We start from the raw sequence: 15,370 nt of genomic DNA on the forward strand, positions 1-15,370 counted from the left end.
CTTCCATCGGATGTTCCATTGTGCCATGCCTGTCCAGCCCCCTCCCCCTGAAACACGGTGCTTGTGTCCGGGCGCGGCGCCCGCTAGAATCTGCGCCCCTGCTGAGGCGTTTGCCGATGGCAGGGAATCCGGAGAGGTGTCCGAGTGGTTGAAGGAGCACGCCTGGAAAGTGTGTAAGCGTCTAAACCGCGCTTCGGGGGTTCGAATCCCCCTCTCTCCGCCAGACTCTGCAAACCCCTGAGAAATCAGGGGTTTTGCTTTTCTGGGCCTACCTAGGGGCAGGACACAAATCGGGACACATCCCGATGAGAGTTCCCCATCACTTGATCAAGACACCTGCGGGCTTTTCGTTCCGCCAGCGCGTGCCCGTCGATCTCCAGACCCTTCTGGGCTGCCGAATTCTCAAGCGAAGCCTTCGAACGCGCGAAATGCGTAGCGCCCAGGCTTGCGCCCTAGTCCTGGCCGCCCGCTATGCTGAGGTCTTCAGCGCCATCAGGAAGAACGGCATGGGCGAGAAGACGGCAGAGCAATGGCTCCAGGAACTTCGGGGACAACAGCTCCACGACTACACTCTGGAACGAGATGCAAATGGCACCCTGCGTATCCAAGCGGAGCCAGGCGAAGACACCGAGGCACTGACTCGCGCCATTGAGAGCATTGGCCGGGTCAACCCTGCGTTCTTCGGCGCGGCAGCCGCCCCAGCAGTTCCCTCCAAGCCCCAGCCCAGCAAGATCCTGTCGCTGATGGAAGCGCGCGATCTTTGGCTCAAAGCCATTGCCCCAGACACCATCCCCAAGACCTACAGCATCAAGAAGTCGGCCATTGACGGGTTCGTGCGCACCACCGGCCCTGACTATCCCTTGCCGAGCATCAACCGGATTGACCTGTCGAACTTCTATCAGTCGCTCGCCGATGCTGGCATCTCAACTCCAACCCGGGTGAACAAGCAGTCCTACCTGGGGGGCTTCTTCGATTGGTTGATTGCCGCTGGCTATTACACGGACAGCAATCCGGCCCGAAGCCATGTCTCCTACGGCAATAGCGCCAAGCGAAAGCGGCGCAAGCTGGGCTTCAAGGCGTTCGACCTGAAGCAGATCAGCCTCCTCTTTGCTCCCTCGGCCTTTGCCACCTTGTCACCTGCCGCCCGCTGGGCAGCCTTGTTGGGCCTGTATACGGGTGCCCGGGCCTCCGAAGTTGGGCAGCTGCTGGTGAGCGATGTGCAAACAGAGGGAGGCGTGGCCTACATCCATATTAATGACGACGGCGAGCACCAGCGCCTCAAGAGCGAGGCCAGTATTCGTACTGTCCCGATCCACGCTGACCTAATGGCCCTGGGCTTCGGCGACTATGTTGCCAGCCTGCCTACCTCAAGCCGTCTCTTCCCCCAAGCGAAGGCCAATGCCGTCAATGGCGCGGGGAACTGGATCTCCAAGGCATTTACCCGCCACCTCGCAGAGCACGGGAAGACCTGGCCCAAGGCAAAGCGAGGTTTCCATTCTCTGCGCAAGACCGTCATTCAGCAGATGCAGGGCTTCGGTGTCGCGTCAGAAATGCGCGCACAGATCGTCGGCCACGAGCTTGATGATGAGCACCATCCCGTCTACAGCCGGGAGTTCACCCCTGCAGAAAAGCTCAATGGACTGGTCACCCCTGAATTCAAGACAGCAGGACTCTCATCCTTGAGCTTCAATCTTGAGCTCGCTGCACTGAAGGAGCTGCTGGGATAGCGGATCTCCGCGCGGGGCAAATTACATGGAACGTCTAGGAGTATCTCTAACGGGCCAACATTAGCACTGACAAACGTCGCTACTATTGCGATCAACGCAAATGATGGTTTTATGAAAGCTCCCCCACGTTAGGAGCTTCATATGCCATTAGAAAGAAAGCTGGCTATCGCTAGTCGAGTGCTGTGCCCTTTGATTGCCCAAGACCGGACACGAGACACACAAGAGCGGATCGAGGACATCATCCATGCCCTCGAAATCGCCGACGAATTGATCAACCGATGCATGCACCCTAAGCCTCCTGCTGACGACCACACTTTGAAACCTACAGTGAGAGTTAAGGAGAGCCTAGTAGAGCGCGATCAGGTGCAGCTCAGCGACATGATCTCAGAGCGTCGTGGCGCGGTGTCCAAGCCCACTCGCGGACCTACCTACCACTGAGTTTTCGAAACGAGGCTGGCTAAAGCCCCGGCTCGCCGGGGCCTTCGCTTGTCTATCAGTGCAACCGTGCTCCAGGATCTCTGACAGGATTCATTACGATCAAGGGGTCCGCTGGTATGGAGGCTTCAGGAGCGTCAATGAGCGCATCCTCCACCGGATATCTACGCAGCAGCACTTCACTCCAATTCTCCAGCTGCGACAACGACTCGCCTGTTCGACGGTTGTAGCCTTCCTGGGCCTTAGGTCCGGTGGCTTCGTGAGCGCGTTGGTACTCCTCGCGTCCCAACTCAACAGCCCTGACACGGCGCGCCCGACGCCGCGACCAGTCTGAGCGATTCAGGATCCCTGGACGTGGGTTCTGGCTTTCGAAGCTCTCCAGAGCAAACTCCGCCTGTGCTAGCCCGTGCTGAGCACGATCTTCAGCTTTCAGCCTACGCTTGAAGCGCAGTGCGTCCCGCTTCAACTTCTTCATTCTTACGAGCAGCTCTTCCAAGTCGCCACGGAGCCTGGGCGCTGCGACATGAGCGGATATCAAGGTGGCACTGTTGCGCAGCAACCTGCGCGTAAATCTAAGTCGATCTCTCAACGCTTCTATCCACGCCTCGGCCCAAATTTCTAACACAGCCTTCAACGCCTGCTTGGATGCGGTGGCCTGCGGCTGCCGCGTCCCGTCATCGGCCACCGCCCCAACCGGAATGACTTCCTTGGCCCCGTTAACCAAAGGAGTCGCTCCCCCAGGAGACAGCATTAGTTGGATAGCGGGATGCGAAGCAACTTCACGCGGGCCGACCGGCATGGCTTGATCGAATGCGGGCTCCATCAACCTGCCCTGCTCTGCCAGGTCAGCGACGGCGCGATCCCAAGCAGCGCTGTTGGCCTGGTAGATCCCGTCATTGCCCTGCTTAAGGACTGTATCGGCGCCTCGGCGATGCAGCGCCGTCGCGTCTTTGCCCATGTGAAGTCCTGGAGCACGGGAAAGCTCCGCTGCTGTGAGCTCATCTCCTTGCTCTGCGGCTTCAGCCGCCTGCTCTTTCAAGCTTCGGTGATCGACACGGGCCGAGATACCTGCAGCAGCAAGGTGGGCATTTATGGCCCCCCCTACCATCTGGCGAATCCATTCCACTTCGCCTCGACCTGAAGGACCACCATCCAGCTCCCTGGTCTTGTCCTTCAGGCCCTCTGCGTCCACCCGCCGAGTCGTGGCTAGGATGTGCACGTGGTAGTTGAGCCCGTCAGCGGTCTGAGGCTCATGGATGCTTGCCTGGACTGCGAATCTGTAACGCTGGACTAGACAGCGGGAAATCTCAGCCGCCAGGTCGGAACGCTGCTCGTTGCTCAGTTCGTGTGGCAGAGCAACCTCGAACTCCCTGGCGACCGTGGCGTCTTTGCGCCGCTCTGAAGCCTCTGCTGCTGGCCAGAGCTGCCGAGGATCGAAAGCCCAGTCAGGCGCTTCATCCGGCGCCAGACACCGGGTTTCGACAACGCCTCCTCGCCTTCGGTAATCGTGCCGGAGTCCGGTGCGTTCATCGATGATGAGCAGCCCGGCCCTGTAAGCGGCGGCGGCGGTAGATGCGTGCCCCTGGGCACGGCTGAAGGTCTTTACTCTGGTGTGATAAATGGCCATTGATGCTCCCTATTCTTGGCCCCCGCCCTTGCCTTTATGCCTACGATTTAAGCTTTGGCAAGCGCTTTTTTAGGGGGTCAAGGGGCACAGCCTCTTGCGCACGCATTGCCCGCAGGGCAATGCCTAAGTGCGCTCTTGCTTGGCTTATTGATCTCGCTAAGCGACGGATTTTTTCACCACAGAGACGGCGGCCACTAGACCTTCCATTGCCACGTCGAACCATGGATGGCGATGCCCCCCTGCTCGGTCCAGCTGAACTCCTTCCACATCAACTGCTTGGGTTGGCCACCGAACTTCGCCTCATCAAGCAAATACAGGAACGCATCAGCGGTTATCCAGGTCTTGGGTTCGAGATCCAACTCAGTCAGCTTTGCCGCATAGTTCGCGGCCCGCCCCACCCAAACAATGTCATTTCCACCTCGAACTCCAGTGCGGGCAGCACGAAGAGCGCTAGAGTCAATGCCGACACTCTGCTTGATGGTACGGTTCAATGCCGGGTATTGCTTCTTAAGGGCAGGATTGATGATTTCGTTCACAGCGTAATTGATCTTCAGACCTGCAATCGCTGCCGGTGTCGTTTGACGATCCCCTACCCAGATTCCCATCACACGGTCACCGTCGTAAGAAGTGATCGCGCCACCCTCAGCCCTGATGATGCTGGCAGCACAATGCAGAAATGCCTTGTAGACCTCCGCACTAAACCACCATTCCTCAGTGTCGACCATGTTTGTAGAGCCGTGGAGATCCGCATACAGCACAGTAGCCCGCGAAAATTCAACAGCGTCATTGCCGAGTCGCAGATCCTCCGGATCCGGAACCACGCGTCCCTCTCGCTTGTCCCAGGCACTGCTGAAGATCGTCGCAACAGCACCCTCCATGTCTTCGAGCAAAGCCATGATTAGTCTCTTGGTCCCATAGCAAGAATGATGTCGCGAATTTGGTTGCAAGCCGGAGCTAGCCTCGCTCTGGCATCCTCCCCAGGCACATAACGGTAGGAAACCGTAGTCAGACCCGCAAGATCACTCGGAAGCTTCAACTTATCTTCCCTAGGCTCCATCAAGAAAGCGCGCTTCCTACCCAAGAACCCAATAAACATACCCAACTCGAACACGACGTTGTCTCGCATCGCAGGCCATTCGTCTCCACGACTAATCACAAGATCATCTGCGTGCGCGATTGCGATTGCAAAGTCAGCCAGTTCGAGCTGCTTTTCCAACTCATCTAACGTGTAGTTTGACGCGCGAAACACGCCATGGTCCCAGACCACAGTCAAGAAGGGATCATGTTCAAAGTGTTGGACCAATAGACGGGTGACTGGAAGCGCCTCCACCGAAGACATGACGAACACCCGAACTTGGTTGCGAGGCTTGGCCAGAAGGCTATTCCTCTGCAGAAGTCTCCTCGAAAGTGTGGCGGCCAGTCGCCTCCAGATGATCGGGTGACCATCTGCCATTTCAATGAAATCGCTTTCAGCGACCTTCAGCAGAACACTGAGCTCCCGTGCTACCAGCGTAGCTGCGCGCCTCTGAGCTGGCTCAATCGCAGCCATCTCGCCGACATGATCTCCTGTATGGCGGATGTTGACGGTCTTTCCATTGATCACTACATCAACAGATCCAGCAATGATAAAGAACACTTCGGTGTCCATCCCGTCCTGCTCGACAAAGGACTCGCCCGCCTGGACTTCTAGCAGCTCCCCCCGGTCAATGAGCCACTCTGGCAAGCCGCCGATCCCGCCAAGCAGTCGAGCCTCAGATAATGCAGCGAGCAGCCTCCGCCCTCCGTCTGAGCGGAACCGATCAATAAGTCCAGTGGCCACTTCGCCCCCTTGAAAGTGTGAACCAAGACACAATATACAGGTTCAACGAGCCGCCGCCAGTGCATGGGGCGACACCTGGGCCTCAGCGAAGCGCCCCCCCGCCTTGGCTTTACCTTTACTGGACGAGAGGATATTGAGATGGGCCACAGCTGGAAGGAAGACCGCGCGAAGAAGCGAATCAAGTCTCGCTACGAGGAAGTGCGGGATGTGGAAATTTACGACTACAAGCGCGATACCTCACTGGAAAGCATCCCAGCAAAGCGGGCTTATCGCATTCATGCGACCCACGTCTACATCGATATCGTCAACATTGACGAAATCCTGGCCTGTACGAAGGACGAGGGCACTACCTGCCACAAGCGCACCCTAAAATTCCTCAACCAGCACTATCGCGCAGTCCATCGCATTCTTGAAGAGAGCAATGCCAAGCGCGTCGACTTCCATAACCAGCGCCTGCATGCCTTGGTCGCTAAGCCTTACGGGGAAGATGAAGAGCGCCAACGCGTGGCCAAAGCCGTCGCCATCGCAAAACTAGTTGATGAAGTCCTGGCAGAAACAGGAGATACCGACGAGCACATTCCAAATGCACGTGTCCGCGTAGGTATTGATACCGGCTTGGCTCTGGCGGTCAACAACGGTCGGCGCGGAGGCCGCGAGCCCCTTTTCCTGGGAAGTCCTGCCAATCACGCTGCCAAGTGCGCTGGACATGCCAGCACAGAAGGCATCTACCTCACAAACTCAGCGCGATCCGTCATGGGCTTCCCCGCACTGGACGGTGACAAGGACCGCTCTACCCGTCTTACTGACGAGCAGATAGCCACCTGCGTTGATGAAGCCAAGCTCGAAACGTCGAAAGACAAGATCATCAAGCTTTGGAAGGAAGAGCAGGAAGAGACCCCCATTGGCAGCATTGAGTTCAGCAGGCCAACGCCACCTTTGTCAGACCTGGACTTTGATGCTCTCACCCCAGGGAATTCAAAGAACTTCGAGGGCGTTTCTGTATATGCTGATATCGATGGCTTCTCTGCGTTTGTGGACCAACACCTTGAAGAGAATCCAGAGAATTTGGTCCGCACGTTACACGTCGTTCGCTCCGAACTGGACTCGGTCACGCACAGCGACTTTGGCGGACGCCGCGTAAGGTTCATCGGCGACTGCCTTCATGGAATGATGATTGAGGGGACGGCCTATACAACGGATGCAGAGGCGACTGTAAGCACCGCCGTCCAATGCGTCGGCGCCCTCCGCAGCAGTTTTCTGTCCGCTATTGAACATCTGAAGTCTGAAGGTGGAGACACTGGGGAGTTGGGTCTCGCGATTGGCTTTGAGTACGGCCCGCTTAGTTTGAGCAGACTGGGCATGAAGGGGGAGCGCGTCCGATGCGCAACGGGGCGGGCCGTAATTGCCTCCGAGGCAGAGCAGCGCATATGCAAGGGAACCGAGAGCAGGATCGGCCCTGCTGCATACAAGGCTGGATCGGACGCAGTTCGCACTCTCTTTGGCAACTCCAGGACGGCTGACAACCTTGACTATGACGCGGCTGTAGAAGAACTTTCGGCCTCTGGCGATAAGGTGGCAAAGGCGGCTCTTGAAGATGCATATGCCTCTTCGCGTCCTGCGGTGGTCCCGTCCTTGTCGCAACCACTTCGCCCACATTCGAAGCTCGCCCACGATGAGCGAAGTTGAGTCATTGCTAAGGAGCGCGGCCCCCGAGTTCGGGGCTACGCTCTCCAATGGAGCCGGTGCAGTAGATGCCACGATTGAGATCTCTCTCCCCAGCGGGAAGACTCGATCTTTTGCTCTATTGCTAACTATCCATGGCTATTACGTCTTTGTCCAAGAGCAAAAAGCCTCACCCCAACTACCCCAGTGCTGCCCGGATCGCCACATCAATCCGGGCGGAACATTCTGCTTGGGCTGGAAAGATGACAGCCCGAGCGAAGTCCGCGACGAAGCGGCCGCACGCAGATGGTGGTCTGCTGTTGTGCGATTTCTTTCTCGCCAGATCAACGCAAGCTACCGACGCAAATGGGCAGGTCAAGAATACGACAGGGCCCATGGTGATGCAGCTGTCCATCAGGCCGCCGCTGAGGCTGCAGCAGAGAAGTTGGGGCCTGATTTCTCGGGTCGCGCGAGGCGGGGAAACTTTACCGTACGCCTCGATGAGCACCTCAGAGGGCCACGCATTGAACTATGGGGAGATGGCAGACGCCTCGCACGGATCACGAAGCGTGGCGGATCATTGGTGGGAGGGCACACCTACTGCCCATGCGATCCGTCAGGAAAGATCGAGATTTCGAGATGCCAGGATCACGCCGAGCATCTGGAAAACTACATATCCAGCTACTACCTTTGGCGCGTTTCCGAAGACAAGTTCATGGATGATCTTGCAAATCAGGGCGTTGCTTGCTGCGGAACGCTGATCTCCTGTGGGCTGAGGGATGCGCATTCGCGCGTAAACCATCTAACCAAACCTACTGCTAAGCCATATGTCCGACGATCAAAATTCTACCAACCTCCCAAGCCCTCCAAACGCCCAAGGCGGGCGCGTTAGCACTGGTTGGCAACAGCTGAACCTTGTTCTTGGGTTCTTCTCACGAATCGATACGAAGCTATCGGTGGTGCTGGGCATTGATCTGGGCATGCTGGCACTGGTTGCTACTCGGCTTCCTACGCCGAGCGAGATGACCGCCGCAGCTGCGGTCTTCACGACTCTATTTTTTACCGCGCTGGGGTTCAGCTTCCGACACCTCTGGAACGGCTCGTTCCCACATCTAGAGGGCGGCACGGCATCCTTGCTCTACTTTCGAAGCATCGCTCAGATGCGAGAGAGTGAATTTCGGCAGGCATGCAAGAGTCGGAGTCCTGAGGAGCTAGCAGATGATCTTTTTAATCAATGCTGGCGAAATTCGAAGATTCTCACCTGTAAATTTCACTCTCTCCGGCAGGCCTACATAGCAACACTACTCGCTGTTGTGCCATGGGTCGCTTTAATAATTCTCCTGCCATCCCCGCAGCGACCGGGATGAACACTTGGTAGAACGTCGAGCAGCTCACTGCTCAATCCATGCCTTCATCCTAACGAACCACTCATCCCGCTCTGATTCATTGACTGCTGTGCTCTTAAGCCAACGATCAGAGTGGCGCACGAACGGAACAAGCCAGAGGGGGTGAACAACGTCACGCACCTGGACTTCCAGGCGATGGGTGATCACTCCCTTGTAGTTGTATTCCCCAGTGCGGATTGCGAGCACTTCAGATCGCCGCAGATAGCGCTCGCCCTTCCCAGGGTCCCGGACCCAGATAGCATCCCTGCCCAGGTCCAAGGCAATGTGATCATGGGATACCGTGGGCTCAAACTCTTCAGGGCTATGCTTCTTCAGTTGGGGCGCTCGGCGCCGGAACAGCCACGGCAAGCCCCAAAGCAGAGCTAGGGGCCAGAAGACCAGCTGGCCGAACAGCATCAGTCCGAAGACTGCCCCATCAGCCGTCGTGCCGTCTTCGAACACGACACCGCACAGCCACCAAAGCGCAAGACCTGTGATGATCCAGCGGATTACCTTGAACAAGGTCCACATACGAGCTTCCTAGCTTTGGTTGGCGGGCTTCAATTCAGCGACGGTCTACGACGGTCCAAGTGCCGCCAACTTTGTCGATGACGAACGTGCCGACAAGCTGTTGTTGCTCGGTGCGGGTGCCGATCTGGTAGCGGGCGGTTCCAGTGACACTGCAGGCGTAGCCCGGACTGTCACCACGCACGCACTCGCCCACTTTCAACCTCTCGAAGGTCATCGTCGTTCCCGTTGCTTCTTTGAAATATGCCGTCAGCGCTTTCTCAACATCGCCACTACCAGGCCCGCCCGAGCAAGCAACCAGCAGCGCAGCGACGGAGACCATCCAGAGCTTCTTCATGTGTGTTCCTTCAGTCGATGAGTAGGCAGTGACTGCCCGGATTGGTTGCAGTGCCAGGCAGTACTTCGCTATCGATCACTGACCCGGCCTTGTTGATGACGATGACGATCTGGCTAGGCCGGGCGGACGAGTCTTCTTCGCGCTCTCCCAGATAGGCCAAGGCAACGGTTCCCCCGAAGTCGTAGACCTTGCCGAAGCCGACCACGCTATGCGCTTCGGCAGGCAGCAGCACCGGCTTGCCATCGAGCTTGATAGCGCGCTTGTAGTCCCTGCCTTCTACGGGATCGATGCGGCCGATCCTGGTTCGGATGGGCCCAGTGGGCGTTGCGGAGCCATGACCCGAGGCCCAGATAAACTCGGAGACTTTAGGACGCCCTTCGCCATCCACCCGAAACTGGCCGCTCTGCAGTTGGCACGACAGGCTGTTCTCTGCCTCGGCAGAAGCGGCGAACGCCAGGAGACCCACCACTGCCCAGCACCTCATATCCATACAACAGCCTCCAGGTTCACTTTTGCGTTGAACGCAAATGACCAGCTAAGCTTATGCGGTCAAACTCTGGAGAGTCAACGTGTTTGTTTCTGCCGGATGCCCGCTCCTCAGCCCACGCCCACAGCCCTTGGTCATCGCCTACGCGCAGCACGCGTCGCCAAAGGCTGGACCCAGGCCCAGCTAGGCGAAATGCTCATGGGCGTGGATGACTCAAATACGACGGCCCCTCGGATCAGCCGATATGAACGCGGGATGCACAAGCCGGATTTGGAGACAATCGAGAAGCTAGCAGAGCTTCTAGACCTACCTGCGGCCTACTTCCTGGCGGCATCGGATGTTGTGGCTGAGGCCATCCTGGTGCTTTCCCAGCTTGACGCCAAAAAGCAGAAGCAAGCACTTGGGCTGATCAAGAGCCTGATGGACGCCTCATAGCAGCCGCAACCTACTTATGAAATAGCTTCAACGATTACTAAGCTACAGATGCACCGTTAGACCTTCACCTGCGATGGGCATGAAGCCCAAGGAGTGATCGTATGACCTGCGAGATAGTGAACGTCGGAAAGAGGCGAGACGGGGGAAGCCGGTACTGGTGCCTATCCCATCATGCGAACGCCACCGCAAAGTATGGCGTGGCGGCAGAAGAATGCGTGGCCGCACATGACGAACCCATTTCGGAGAGTGAGTCTCTCGATCTAGGGGTTGACCGTTACAAGGGAGGGATAGCTCTTTGGGGGTCAGTGCCCGCGTCATACGACACCACCACCCTACCCACCGACAGAGGCATACATGTCCACGCCAGGCGCTTGGACCGAGACTCAGTCAAGGACATCGACAAGACATATCGAAGGCTGAGGATCCCATTCACCACAGACCTGCTGTCCTCGGAATGGTTCGTAGTGGATGAGATCGACGCAATCAATTACATGGTGTCTGGCGTCTTCGGCTTCGGAACCATCAGTGTCAAATGCAGCCACTGTGGCTTCCCCCATCTCGACCGCGACTGGTTCGCAGTCCATCCTCACAAGAAGCATCAGTGCCATGGATGCGGGAGACAGTTCTCCGACTCGGAAATCGCAATAGGAAACCCTCTCTCGCAGTTGAGGAACCACCTTGAGCCAGGCAATCGATCCCAGATAGCTGCGCCAAGAAGCATAGAGATACGCCAACAGGACTACCCAGGAGGGATACAGATCTGGGGATCAAATCCTGCCATCCTCTGGACCTCCACAGCGCCTGAAGAAACCGGAATCCATCTGCACGCTCTGAGCGAGGAAGGCCAAGAGTGGCCCAAGATAGACGACACGTATGAGTCCGTCGTGATAGATGGCATCAAACTTGATGCCGAACAAGTACGCTACTACATGGCGCAAACAGCACTGCCTCACATCGAAGGACGCGTCGTGGCTCTGTCATGTCCGCGCTGCAAAGAGCCTCACTTCGATAAGGGACAGTGGGCATATACGCCCCACATTGACCACGAATGCCACTTCTGCGGAGCGATCTTCCAGAATCCATCGCAGATCAAGAAGACGATATCGAACCCGTTTGTCGAGACGAGAGCACGCCTTTCCAAGCATACGAATCGAATTCTTCGTGAAGACAAGCTAGGGTTGCGCCCCGAAACCATCTAGCAGGGTCACTTCTTTGGCGAAGAAGTCCACATCGATCTGTGGAAGATAGCCACCGAGCTTGCGCATCTCTTGATAGGCGAGCTGCGCAGCTTCAGTTGTGATCAGTCCATGGCTACAGGCTCGTTGCATCAACCCCAAAGAGCCGGTCACCAGCGACTCATGCCCGAGCCGCTTGATAGCCGCCTTCCGGGCCCGGCCGTCATCACAAGCAATCTGGCACTGGAGAGCGGATGCAATGAGAATGCACTCGGTCTCGCCATCACCGAGCCCCATATCATTCTTCGCGGCCAGAAATGCCGAATATGGGACCAATCCTTCGTCAGCAAGGGTCAAAGATCCCTTGGCAAGCTCCAAGTCCAACACTTCGGAGGCGGATGAAGCCTCATCTCTCACCAAGCTTCCGACTTGGAACTGTACACCCTCGATACCCAAGACCGCATCAAAGACCCCGCCATTCACGAGGTTGATGACTGTCGAAGCGTCTAGAAGCACTATCACGCTGCTACTTCGAGTTAGCGGCGAAGACATGGGAGATGGGAACGTTCAGAAGCTCAGCGGCTTTACCGGCAGAGAGTTCCTCACGTTCCACAAGCTTCGCAGCAGTCTCAAGTAGCCTGGGCGAAGTTGAAATCTGTATCTCCTCTCGCTCTCGAAGCCCCAGCTCTCTCGCTCTCCTCTCAGGATTTCCATGTTCGTCTGAGATCTTCTGATACAGCGCCCTAGCGCCTCTAGGCTCCAGCAACCCCAAGCCTTCGCAACGGCGCGCGGCAACCTCAAAGCTCACCCCGAAGAAGATTGCAGCAGTCAGTATCTCCACGTCCCCGAGCGGCCCCTTTGCTCGGTAGTGAGTGCGAACGGCATCAAGCACCTTCAAGAACCCTTTTCGGGGCATTAGCAAAGAAGCCGCGAAAGCATCCGCAAAACGCTCTTCGTTCCGATGTTCAGCCGAGCCAGCCGTCTCTCTGTCTCCACCCACCTCTTCGTCCAATCTTGCGAAGTCAATCTTTAGCAAGTCATGGCGGGCTACGAGGTGTCCCACTTCATGAGCAAGAGTGAACAGCATCCGTGCCTTGAAGGTTCGAGGAGCAAGCAGGATCAGGGCGTGGCCTTCGACAATCGCCGAAACACCCTCGACCTTAGGATCCCTTCCATAGCAGACAATGACCCCCAACTCCTCCAAGGTAGTTCCAAGACTAAGAAAAGGAACTTGGTCATCAAGCTGTGCGAACGCCCGTCTAAAAATGGCAGCAAAGTTCTCTGCGTTTTCGAGGTCGGGAGCCAGGCCCCTAAACAGCTCCAGCCAATTGAGATTGGAAGGCAGAAGTCTTGCTACTGAGAGTATGTCGTTTAGCTGATCACCAATGATGCTCAGAGATGAAGACATGCCCCTTGCACGCTGATCAATGGTCTGCCTCAGCAGGAGCTTGGAAGTGCTCTGATCCTCAGTTGATTCCGGCCGCCCAATCGAGCTCAGCGGAACACGGATTGCCTTTGATATTTTTCTTATTTCCGACAGTGATGCCTCATCACCCGAGACGATCTCGCTAACACGGGAAACGGGCAGGTTCGCCCGTCGGGCCACATCACTGACCGTGAGACTGCGATCTGCGATGTGCTGCGCAATATCCATTACTTCCTAGCTTCCCTCTTCAAGGCCTGGAGCTCTTCTCTCAGACGAATAGCTTGCTCTTCAGTCAACTTTCTCATGCGCCCGATCACTTGTTGGATTCGCGTAGAGCCTGGACGATCAAACAGACTAGCGAGGATGTCTACTGATCGCTCCCTGCCAAGCTGGATCTCCCGAGGCGTCTGAAGGATGACAGAGGTCCGACCAACCAGATAGTTCTGGATTCGCCTCTCAAAGTTGTCGTGATGGTCTTCGGGATGATGTCGTCCGTCTGCAGTCACAATGATGTTGCCCAGCCTCTGGCCGGACTCGTCAAATCTGAGCCGATTCTCTGGGAACTGATCGAAAGCTGCGATCTGACTGGACAGCTTATCCTGGACCTCAAGCCCTCCAATCACATATTGCTGAACGTTCTTCCCCATGCTGCCGCTTATCACGAAGATCTGATCGCCTAACTTCACCCTGCGGCGCAGGTCAGGCCGACAGGTTCCCATGGTCGATTTCGCTTTCTTGTCCGGTTGCAAGATCGGGTCTACTAGCGCTTTACCCATACCAGGGTCAGAACCAGGGGAAACGAATATGTAACTCGACACGCCACACCTCCAATCCATGTGAAGACGAAGCCCAGAACCAGACCCGCCGTGGCGGCCTGTTTTGCGATTTGTACCGCATGCCGAGCCACCTTACTAGTGCCCCTCCCTACACCCCATGCGGAAGGAAATCCCCGGTCGCCCCCCTAGAGAGGCGATGGCCTGATCTCAAGTTGTGAGATAGCGTCGCTATAGTCTCGCGCTCGACCACATCCTGAGCAGACAGGCATGACATCGATTAGCGCGCTTTCACTTTCTTCGATCCCGAGAAATATGGCGGGCTGGTGGCTTGAACACCCTCCGACTGTACGCCTATACCTCGGAGGAGTCGCATGTATGCTCCTGAGCATCGCGCTCTTCCTCCATGACCCCAGATCGCTGGCTTCCGATGTCGCGACGTATGCAGGATGCGCACTGCTCGCATCTGCTTTCCTAACGGAGTGCTATTACTGGACCGTCAAAAGGCTCAACTACCCCCTGATGAAAGTGGCCATCACCGTATTGGGTGTTGTGACCCTTGCGGCTGCAACAGGGGTAAGCAAGATCACGGTCAACGATGCTACGGGTCAAGATCCGTCCTATTTCACCAGCGCAGTCGCGCTTCTGGTTCCGCTTTCGTTTGTTCCAGTTGCCGCTGCCCTCGTCATCATCTTAGGCACTTTCGGCGTGATCATCGGCCTTATATGGGGACTAGCAAAGCTCGGCACGGCCTCATCCAAGGTCCGCGATCTGGATTTGGTTATCACTCTGACCAGGATCTTCTCTGGCTTTGTAATCGTGACAATCGCCAGCGCAGTTCTAAATAGCTCATCCTTCATCTACCCATCAATGCGGTGGGTGGCCAGCCACAGCGCACTCTTTTTCGACATGTATGAAGGATCCGGATGCTCTGCTGACGTGCGAGACCGTGTGGGGCGTGTAAATGACGACCTTGTAGTCATCGGTCGAATGACAAATTCGGGTCCGCAATTCATGAGGGCGAGCTGCCCCTTGGGTCCACAAAACACGGTCCTTGCGCCCTATCCACCAGAGGCAGAGAAGCGCGTCGAGAGTGAACCAAGACAGGACCGGCAATGATTAATAATCTTGCGGATGATTGCCGCTTATCCGATAGTGCTGCCATTCATTGTGTCACAACAAGATCAAACCTTGACAGCCCGCGCTGCTCTGCTATTACCAGAAAGACAGGAAATCGGAGCGGTGATGAAGATCGAGAAATTTTGGAATAGTGCTTTTATTGCGGCCTTGAATCGGCTGCCAGTAGACGACGCAAAGAAGGAAGCAGACTTGGCCACCCAAGTCTGCATTGAGCACTGGCAAGCCAACCGAGGAAATCTAGCGATTCCTGGCTATAAACTTTGGCAAAACCAAGGCATTGCCGATGTGCCGCTTAGCGGATTCAATGAAGACGGGACACCAGTAAAAATCCCTCCTTCACCGAATAAAATTCTAGCAAGGGAGCGCGCGGCCCAGAAAGGCACGCAAGGAAGAACTGATGAACAATGACCTGAC

At 56.5% G+C, this 15,370-nt stretch carries 15 protein-coding genes and 1 tRNA gene; 7 read left to right on the forward strand and 9 right to left on the reverse strand.

The genetic code is table 11. From position 1 onward, the window contains the following. Positions 1 to 130 precede the first annotated feature (130 nt). Positions 131 to 223: transfer RNA gene (locus IAE58_RS08760), tRNA-Ser, on the forward strand. Between the two features lie 82 nt (positions 224 to 305). Further along, entirely contained in the window at positions 306 to 1,727 is a 1,422-nt protein-coding gene (locus IAE58_RS08765) for a DUF6538 domain-containing protein (protein WP_199932588.1), read from the forward strand. A 493-nt stretch (positions 1,728 to 2,220) separates the two neighbouring features. Here IAE58_RS08765 and IAE58_RS08770 read toward each other — a convergent pair whose 3' ends face one another. The 3 genes from IAE58_RS08770 to IAE58_RS08780 form a co-directional block, all read right to left on the reverse strand. Then, positions 2,221 to 3,789 carry a MobA/MobL family protein gene (locus tag IAE58_RS08770; protein ID WP_199932587.1) on the reverse strand — a complete coding sequence of 523 codons (1,569 nt, stop codon included), beginning with the start codon at positions 3,787 to 3,789 and terminating at the stop codon, positions 2,221 to 2,223. Positions 3,790 to 3,983: 194 nt separating this feature from the next. Continuing rightward, positions 3,984 to 4,685, reverse strand: coding sequence for an adenylate/guanylate cyclase domain-containing protein (locus tag IAE58_RS08775; RefSeq protein WP_125899061.1), 702 nt, complete (start codon positions 4,683 to 4,685; stop codon positions 3,984 to 3,986). A gap of 2 nt (positions 4,686 to 4,687) precedes the next feature. Then, positions 4,688 to 5,608 carry a TIR domain-containing protein gene (locus IAE58_RS08780; RefSeq protein WP_199932586.1) on the reverse strand — a complete coding sequence of 307 codons (921 nt, stop codon included), beginning with the start codon at positions 5,606 to 5,608 and terminating at the stop codon, positions 4,688 to 4,690. Between the two features lie 138 nt (positions 5,609 to 5,746). Here IAE58_RS08780 and IAE58_RS08785 point away from each other — a divergent pair, with 138 nt between their 5' ends. Then, positions 5,747 to 7,294 carry an adenylate/guanylate cyclase domain-containing protein gene (locus IAE58_RS08785; RefSeq protein WP_199932585.1) on the forward strand — a complete coding sequence of 516 codons (1,548 nt, stop codon included), beginning with the start codon at positions 5,747 to 5,749 and terminating at the stop codon, positions 7,292 to 7,294. Positions 7,295 to 8,661: 1,367 nt separating this feature from the next. Here IAE58_RS08785 and IAE58_RS08790 read toward each other — a convergent pair. Genes IAE58_RS08790 through IAE58_RS08800 form a run of 3 tightly spaced genes read right to left on the reverse strand, consistent with a single transcriptional unit; the run spans position 8,662 to position 9,989 of the window. Further along, complete coding sequence (locus IAE58_RS08790; RefSeq protein ID WP_199932584.1) at positions 8,662 to 9,186, reverse strand: hypothetical protein; 525 nt, start codon at positions 9,184 to 9,186, stop codon at positions 8,662 to 8,664. A gap of 34 nt (positions 9,187 to 9,220) precedes the next feature. Continuing rightward, positions 9,221 to 9,520 carry a hypothetical protein gene (locus IAE58_RS08795; RefSeq protein WP_199932583.1) on the reverse strand — a complete coding sequence of 100 codons (300 nt, stop codon included), beginning with the start codon at positions 9,518 to 9,520 and terminating at the stop codon, positions 9,221 to 9,223. A gap of 10 nt (positions 9,521 to 9,530) precedes the next feature. Beyond that, complete coding sequence (locus IAE58_RS08800; protein ID WP_325166846.1) at positions 9,531 to 9,989, reverse strand: hypothetical protein; 459 nt, start codon at positions 9,987 to 9,989, stop codon at positions 9,531 to 9,533. Positions 9,990 to 10,106: 117 nt separating this feature from the next. Between IAE58_RS08800 and IAE58_RS08805 the strand changes: the two genes are divergently transcribed. Continuing rightward, a complete protein-coding gene (locus IAE58_RS08805) occupies positions 10,107 to 10,442 on the forward strand; it encodes a helix-turn-helix transcriptional regulator (RefSeq protein ID WP_199932619.1) in 336 nt (111 codons plus the stop codon). 101 nt (positions 10,443 to 10,543) lie between these two features. Then, on the forward strand, positions 10,544 to 11,641 hold the full coding sequence (locus IAE58_RS08810; protein WP_199932581.1) for a hypothetical protein: 1,098 nt from the start codon (positions 10,544 to 10,546) through the stop codon (positions 11,639 to 11,641). On the opposite strand, the gene IAE58_RS08815 is transcribed toward IAE58_RS08810, so the two are convergent. The 3 genes from IAE58_RS08815 to IAE58_RS08825 are packed head-to-tail and all read right to left on the reverse strand — an operon-like array spanning position 11,615 to position 13,861. Continuing rightward, positions 11,615 to 12,133, reverse strand: coding sequence for a hypothetical protein (locus tag IAE58_RS08815; RefSeq protein WP_143565610.1), 519 nt, complete (start codon positions 12,131 to 12,133; stop codon positions 11,615 to 11,617). The two genes, IAE58_RS08810 and IAE58_RS08815, sit on opposite strands and share 27 nt — an antisense overlap. Before the next feature lie 10 nt (positions 12,134 to 12,143). Then, on the reverse strand, positions 12,144 to 13,271 hold the full coding sequence (locus tag IAE58_RS08820; protein WP_199932580.1) for an ImmA/IrrE family metallo-endopeptidase: 1,128 nt from the start codon (positions 13,269 to 13,271) through the stop codon (positions 12,144 to 12,146). Then, positions 13,271 to 13,861 carry a hypothetical protein gene (locus IAE58_RS08825; protein ID WP_154213997.1) on the reverse strand — a complete coding sequence of 197 codons (591 nt, stop codon included), beginning with the start codon at positions 13,859 to 13,861 and terminating at the stop codon, positions 13,271 to 13,273. Before IAE58_RS08825 ends, IAE58_RS08820 begins: the two co-directional genes overlap by 1 nt. 333 nt (positions 13,862 to 14,194) lie before the next feature. Between IAE58_RS08825 and IAE58_RS08830 the strand changes: the two genes are divergently transcribed. Then, entirely contained in the window at positions 14,195 to 14,935 is a 741-nt protein-coding gene (locus IAE58_RS08830) for a hypothetical protein (protein WP_199932579.1), read from the forward strand. A 15-nt stretch (positions 14,936 to 14,950) separates the two neighbouring features. Then, positions 14,951 to 15,364 (forward strand): hypothetical protein, encoded by a 414-nt coding sequence (locus IAE58_RS08835; RefSeq protein ID WP_154213995.1) that lies wholly within the window; start codon positions 14,951 to 14,953, stop codon positions 15,362 to 15,364. Positions 15,365 to 15,370 lie beyond the last annotated feature (6 nt).

The sequence above is a fragment of the Stenotrophomonas sp. S49 genome (assembly GCF_016624905.1).
In the GTDB taxonomy this organism is placed as follows: Bacteria; Pseudomonadota; Gammaproteobacteria; order Xanthomonadales; family Xanthomonadaceae; genus Stenotrophomonas.

Excerpts from the sequence above, each read along its gene's own strand:
- IAE58_RS08770 (WP_199932587.1), bottom strand. The coding sequence starts at position 3,789 with ATGGCCATTTATCACACCAGAGTAAAGACCTTCAGCCGTGCCCAGGGG.
- IAE58_RS08805 (WP_199932619.1), top strand. The coding sequence starts at position 10,107 with ATGCCCGCTCCTCAGCCCACGCCCACAGCCCTTGGTCATCGCCTACGC.
- IAE58_RS08790 (WP_199932584.1), bottom strand. The coding sequence starts at position 9,186 with ATGTGGACCTTGTTCAAGGTAATCCGCTGGATCATCACAGGTCTTGCG.
- IAE58_RS08795 (WP_199932583.1), bottom strand. The coding sequence starts at position 9,520 with ATGAAGAAGCTCTGGATGGTCTCCGTCGCTGCGCTGCTGGTTGCTTGC.
- IAE58_RS08785 (WP_199932585.1), top strand. The coding sequence starts at position 5,747 with ATGGGCCACAGCTGGAAGGAAGACCGCGCGAAGAAGCGAATCAAGTCT.
- IAE58_RS08820 (WP_199932580.1), bottom strand. The coding sequence starts at position 13,271 with ATGGATATTGCGCAGCACATCGCAGATCGCAGTCTCACGGTCAGTGAT.
- IAE58_RS08765 (WP_199932588.1), top strand. The coding sequence starts at position 306 with ATGAGAGTTCCCCATCACTTGATCAAGACACCTGCGGGCTTTTCGTTC.
- IAE58_RS08775 (WP_125899061.1), bottom strand. The coding sequence starts at position 4,685 with ATGGCTTTGCTCGAAGACATGGAGGGTGCTGTTGCGACGATCTTCAGC.
- IAE58_RS08830 (WP_199932579.1), top strand. The coding sequence starts at position 14,195 with ATGCTCCTGAGCATCGCGCTCTTCCTCCATGACCCCAGATCGCTGGCT.
- IAE58_RS08835 (WP_154213995.1), top strand. The coding sequence starts at position 14,951 with ATGATTGCCGCTTATCCGATAGTGCTGCCATTCATTGTGTCACAACAA.
- IAE58_RS08810 (WP_199932581.1), top strand. The coding sequence starts at position 10,544 with ATGACCTGCGAGATAGTGAACGTCGGAAAGAGGCGAGACGGGGGAAGC.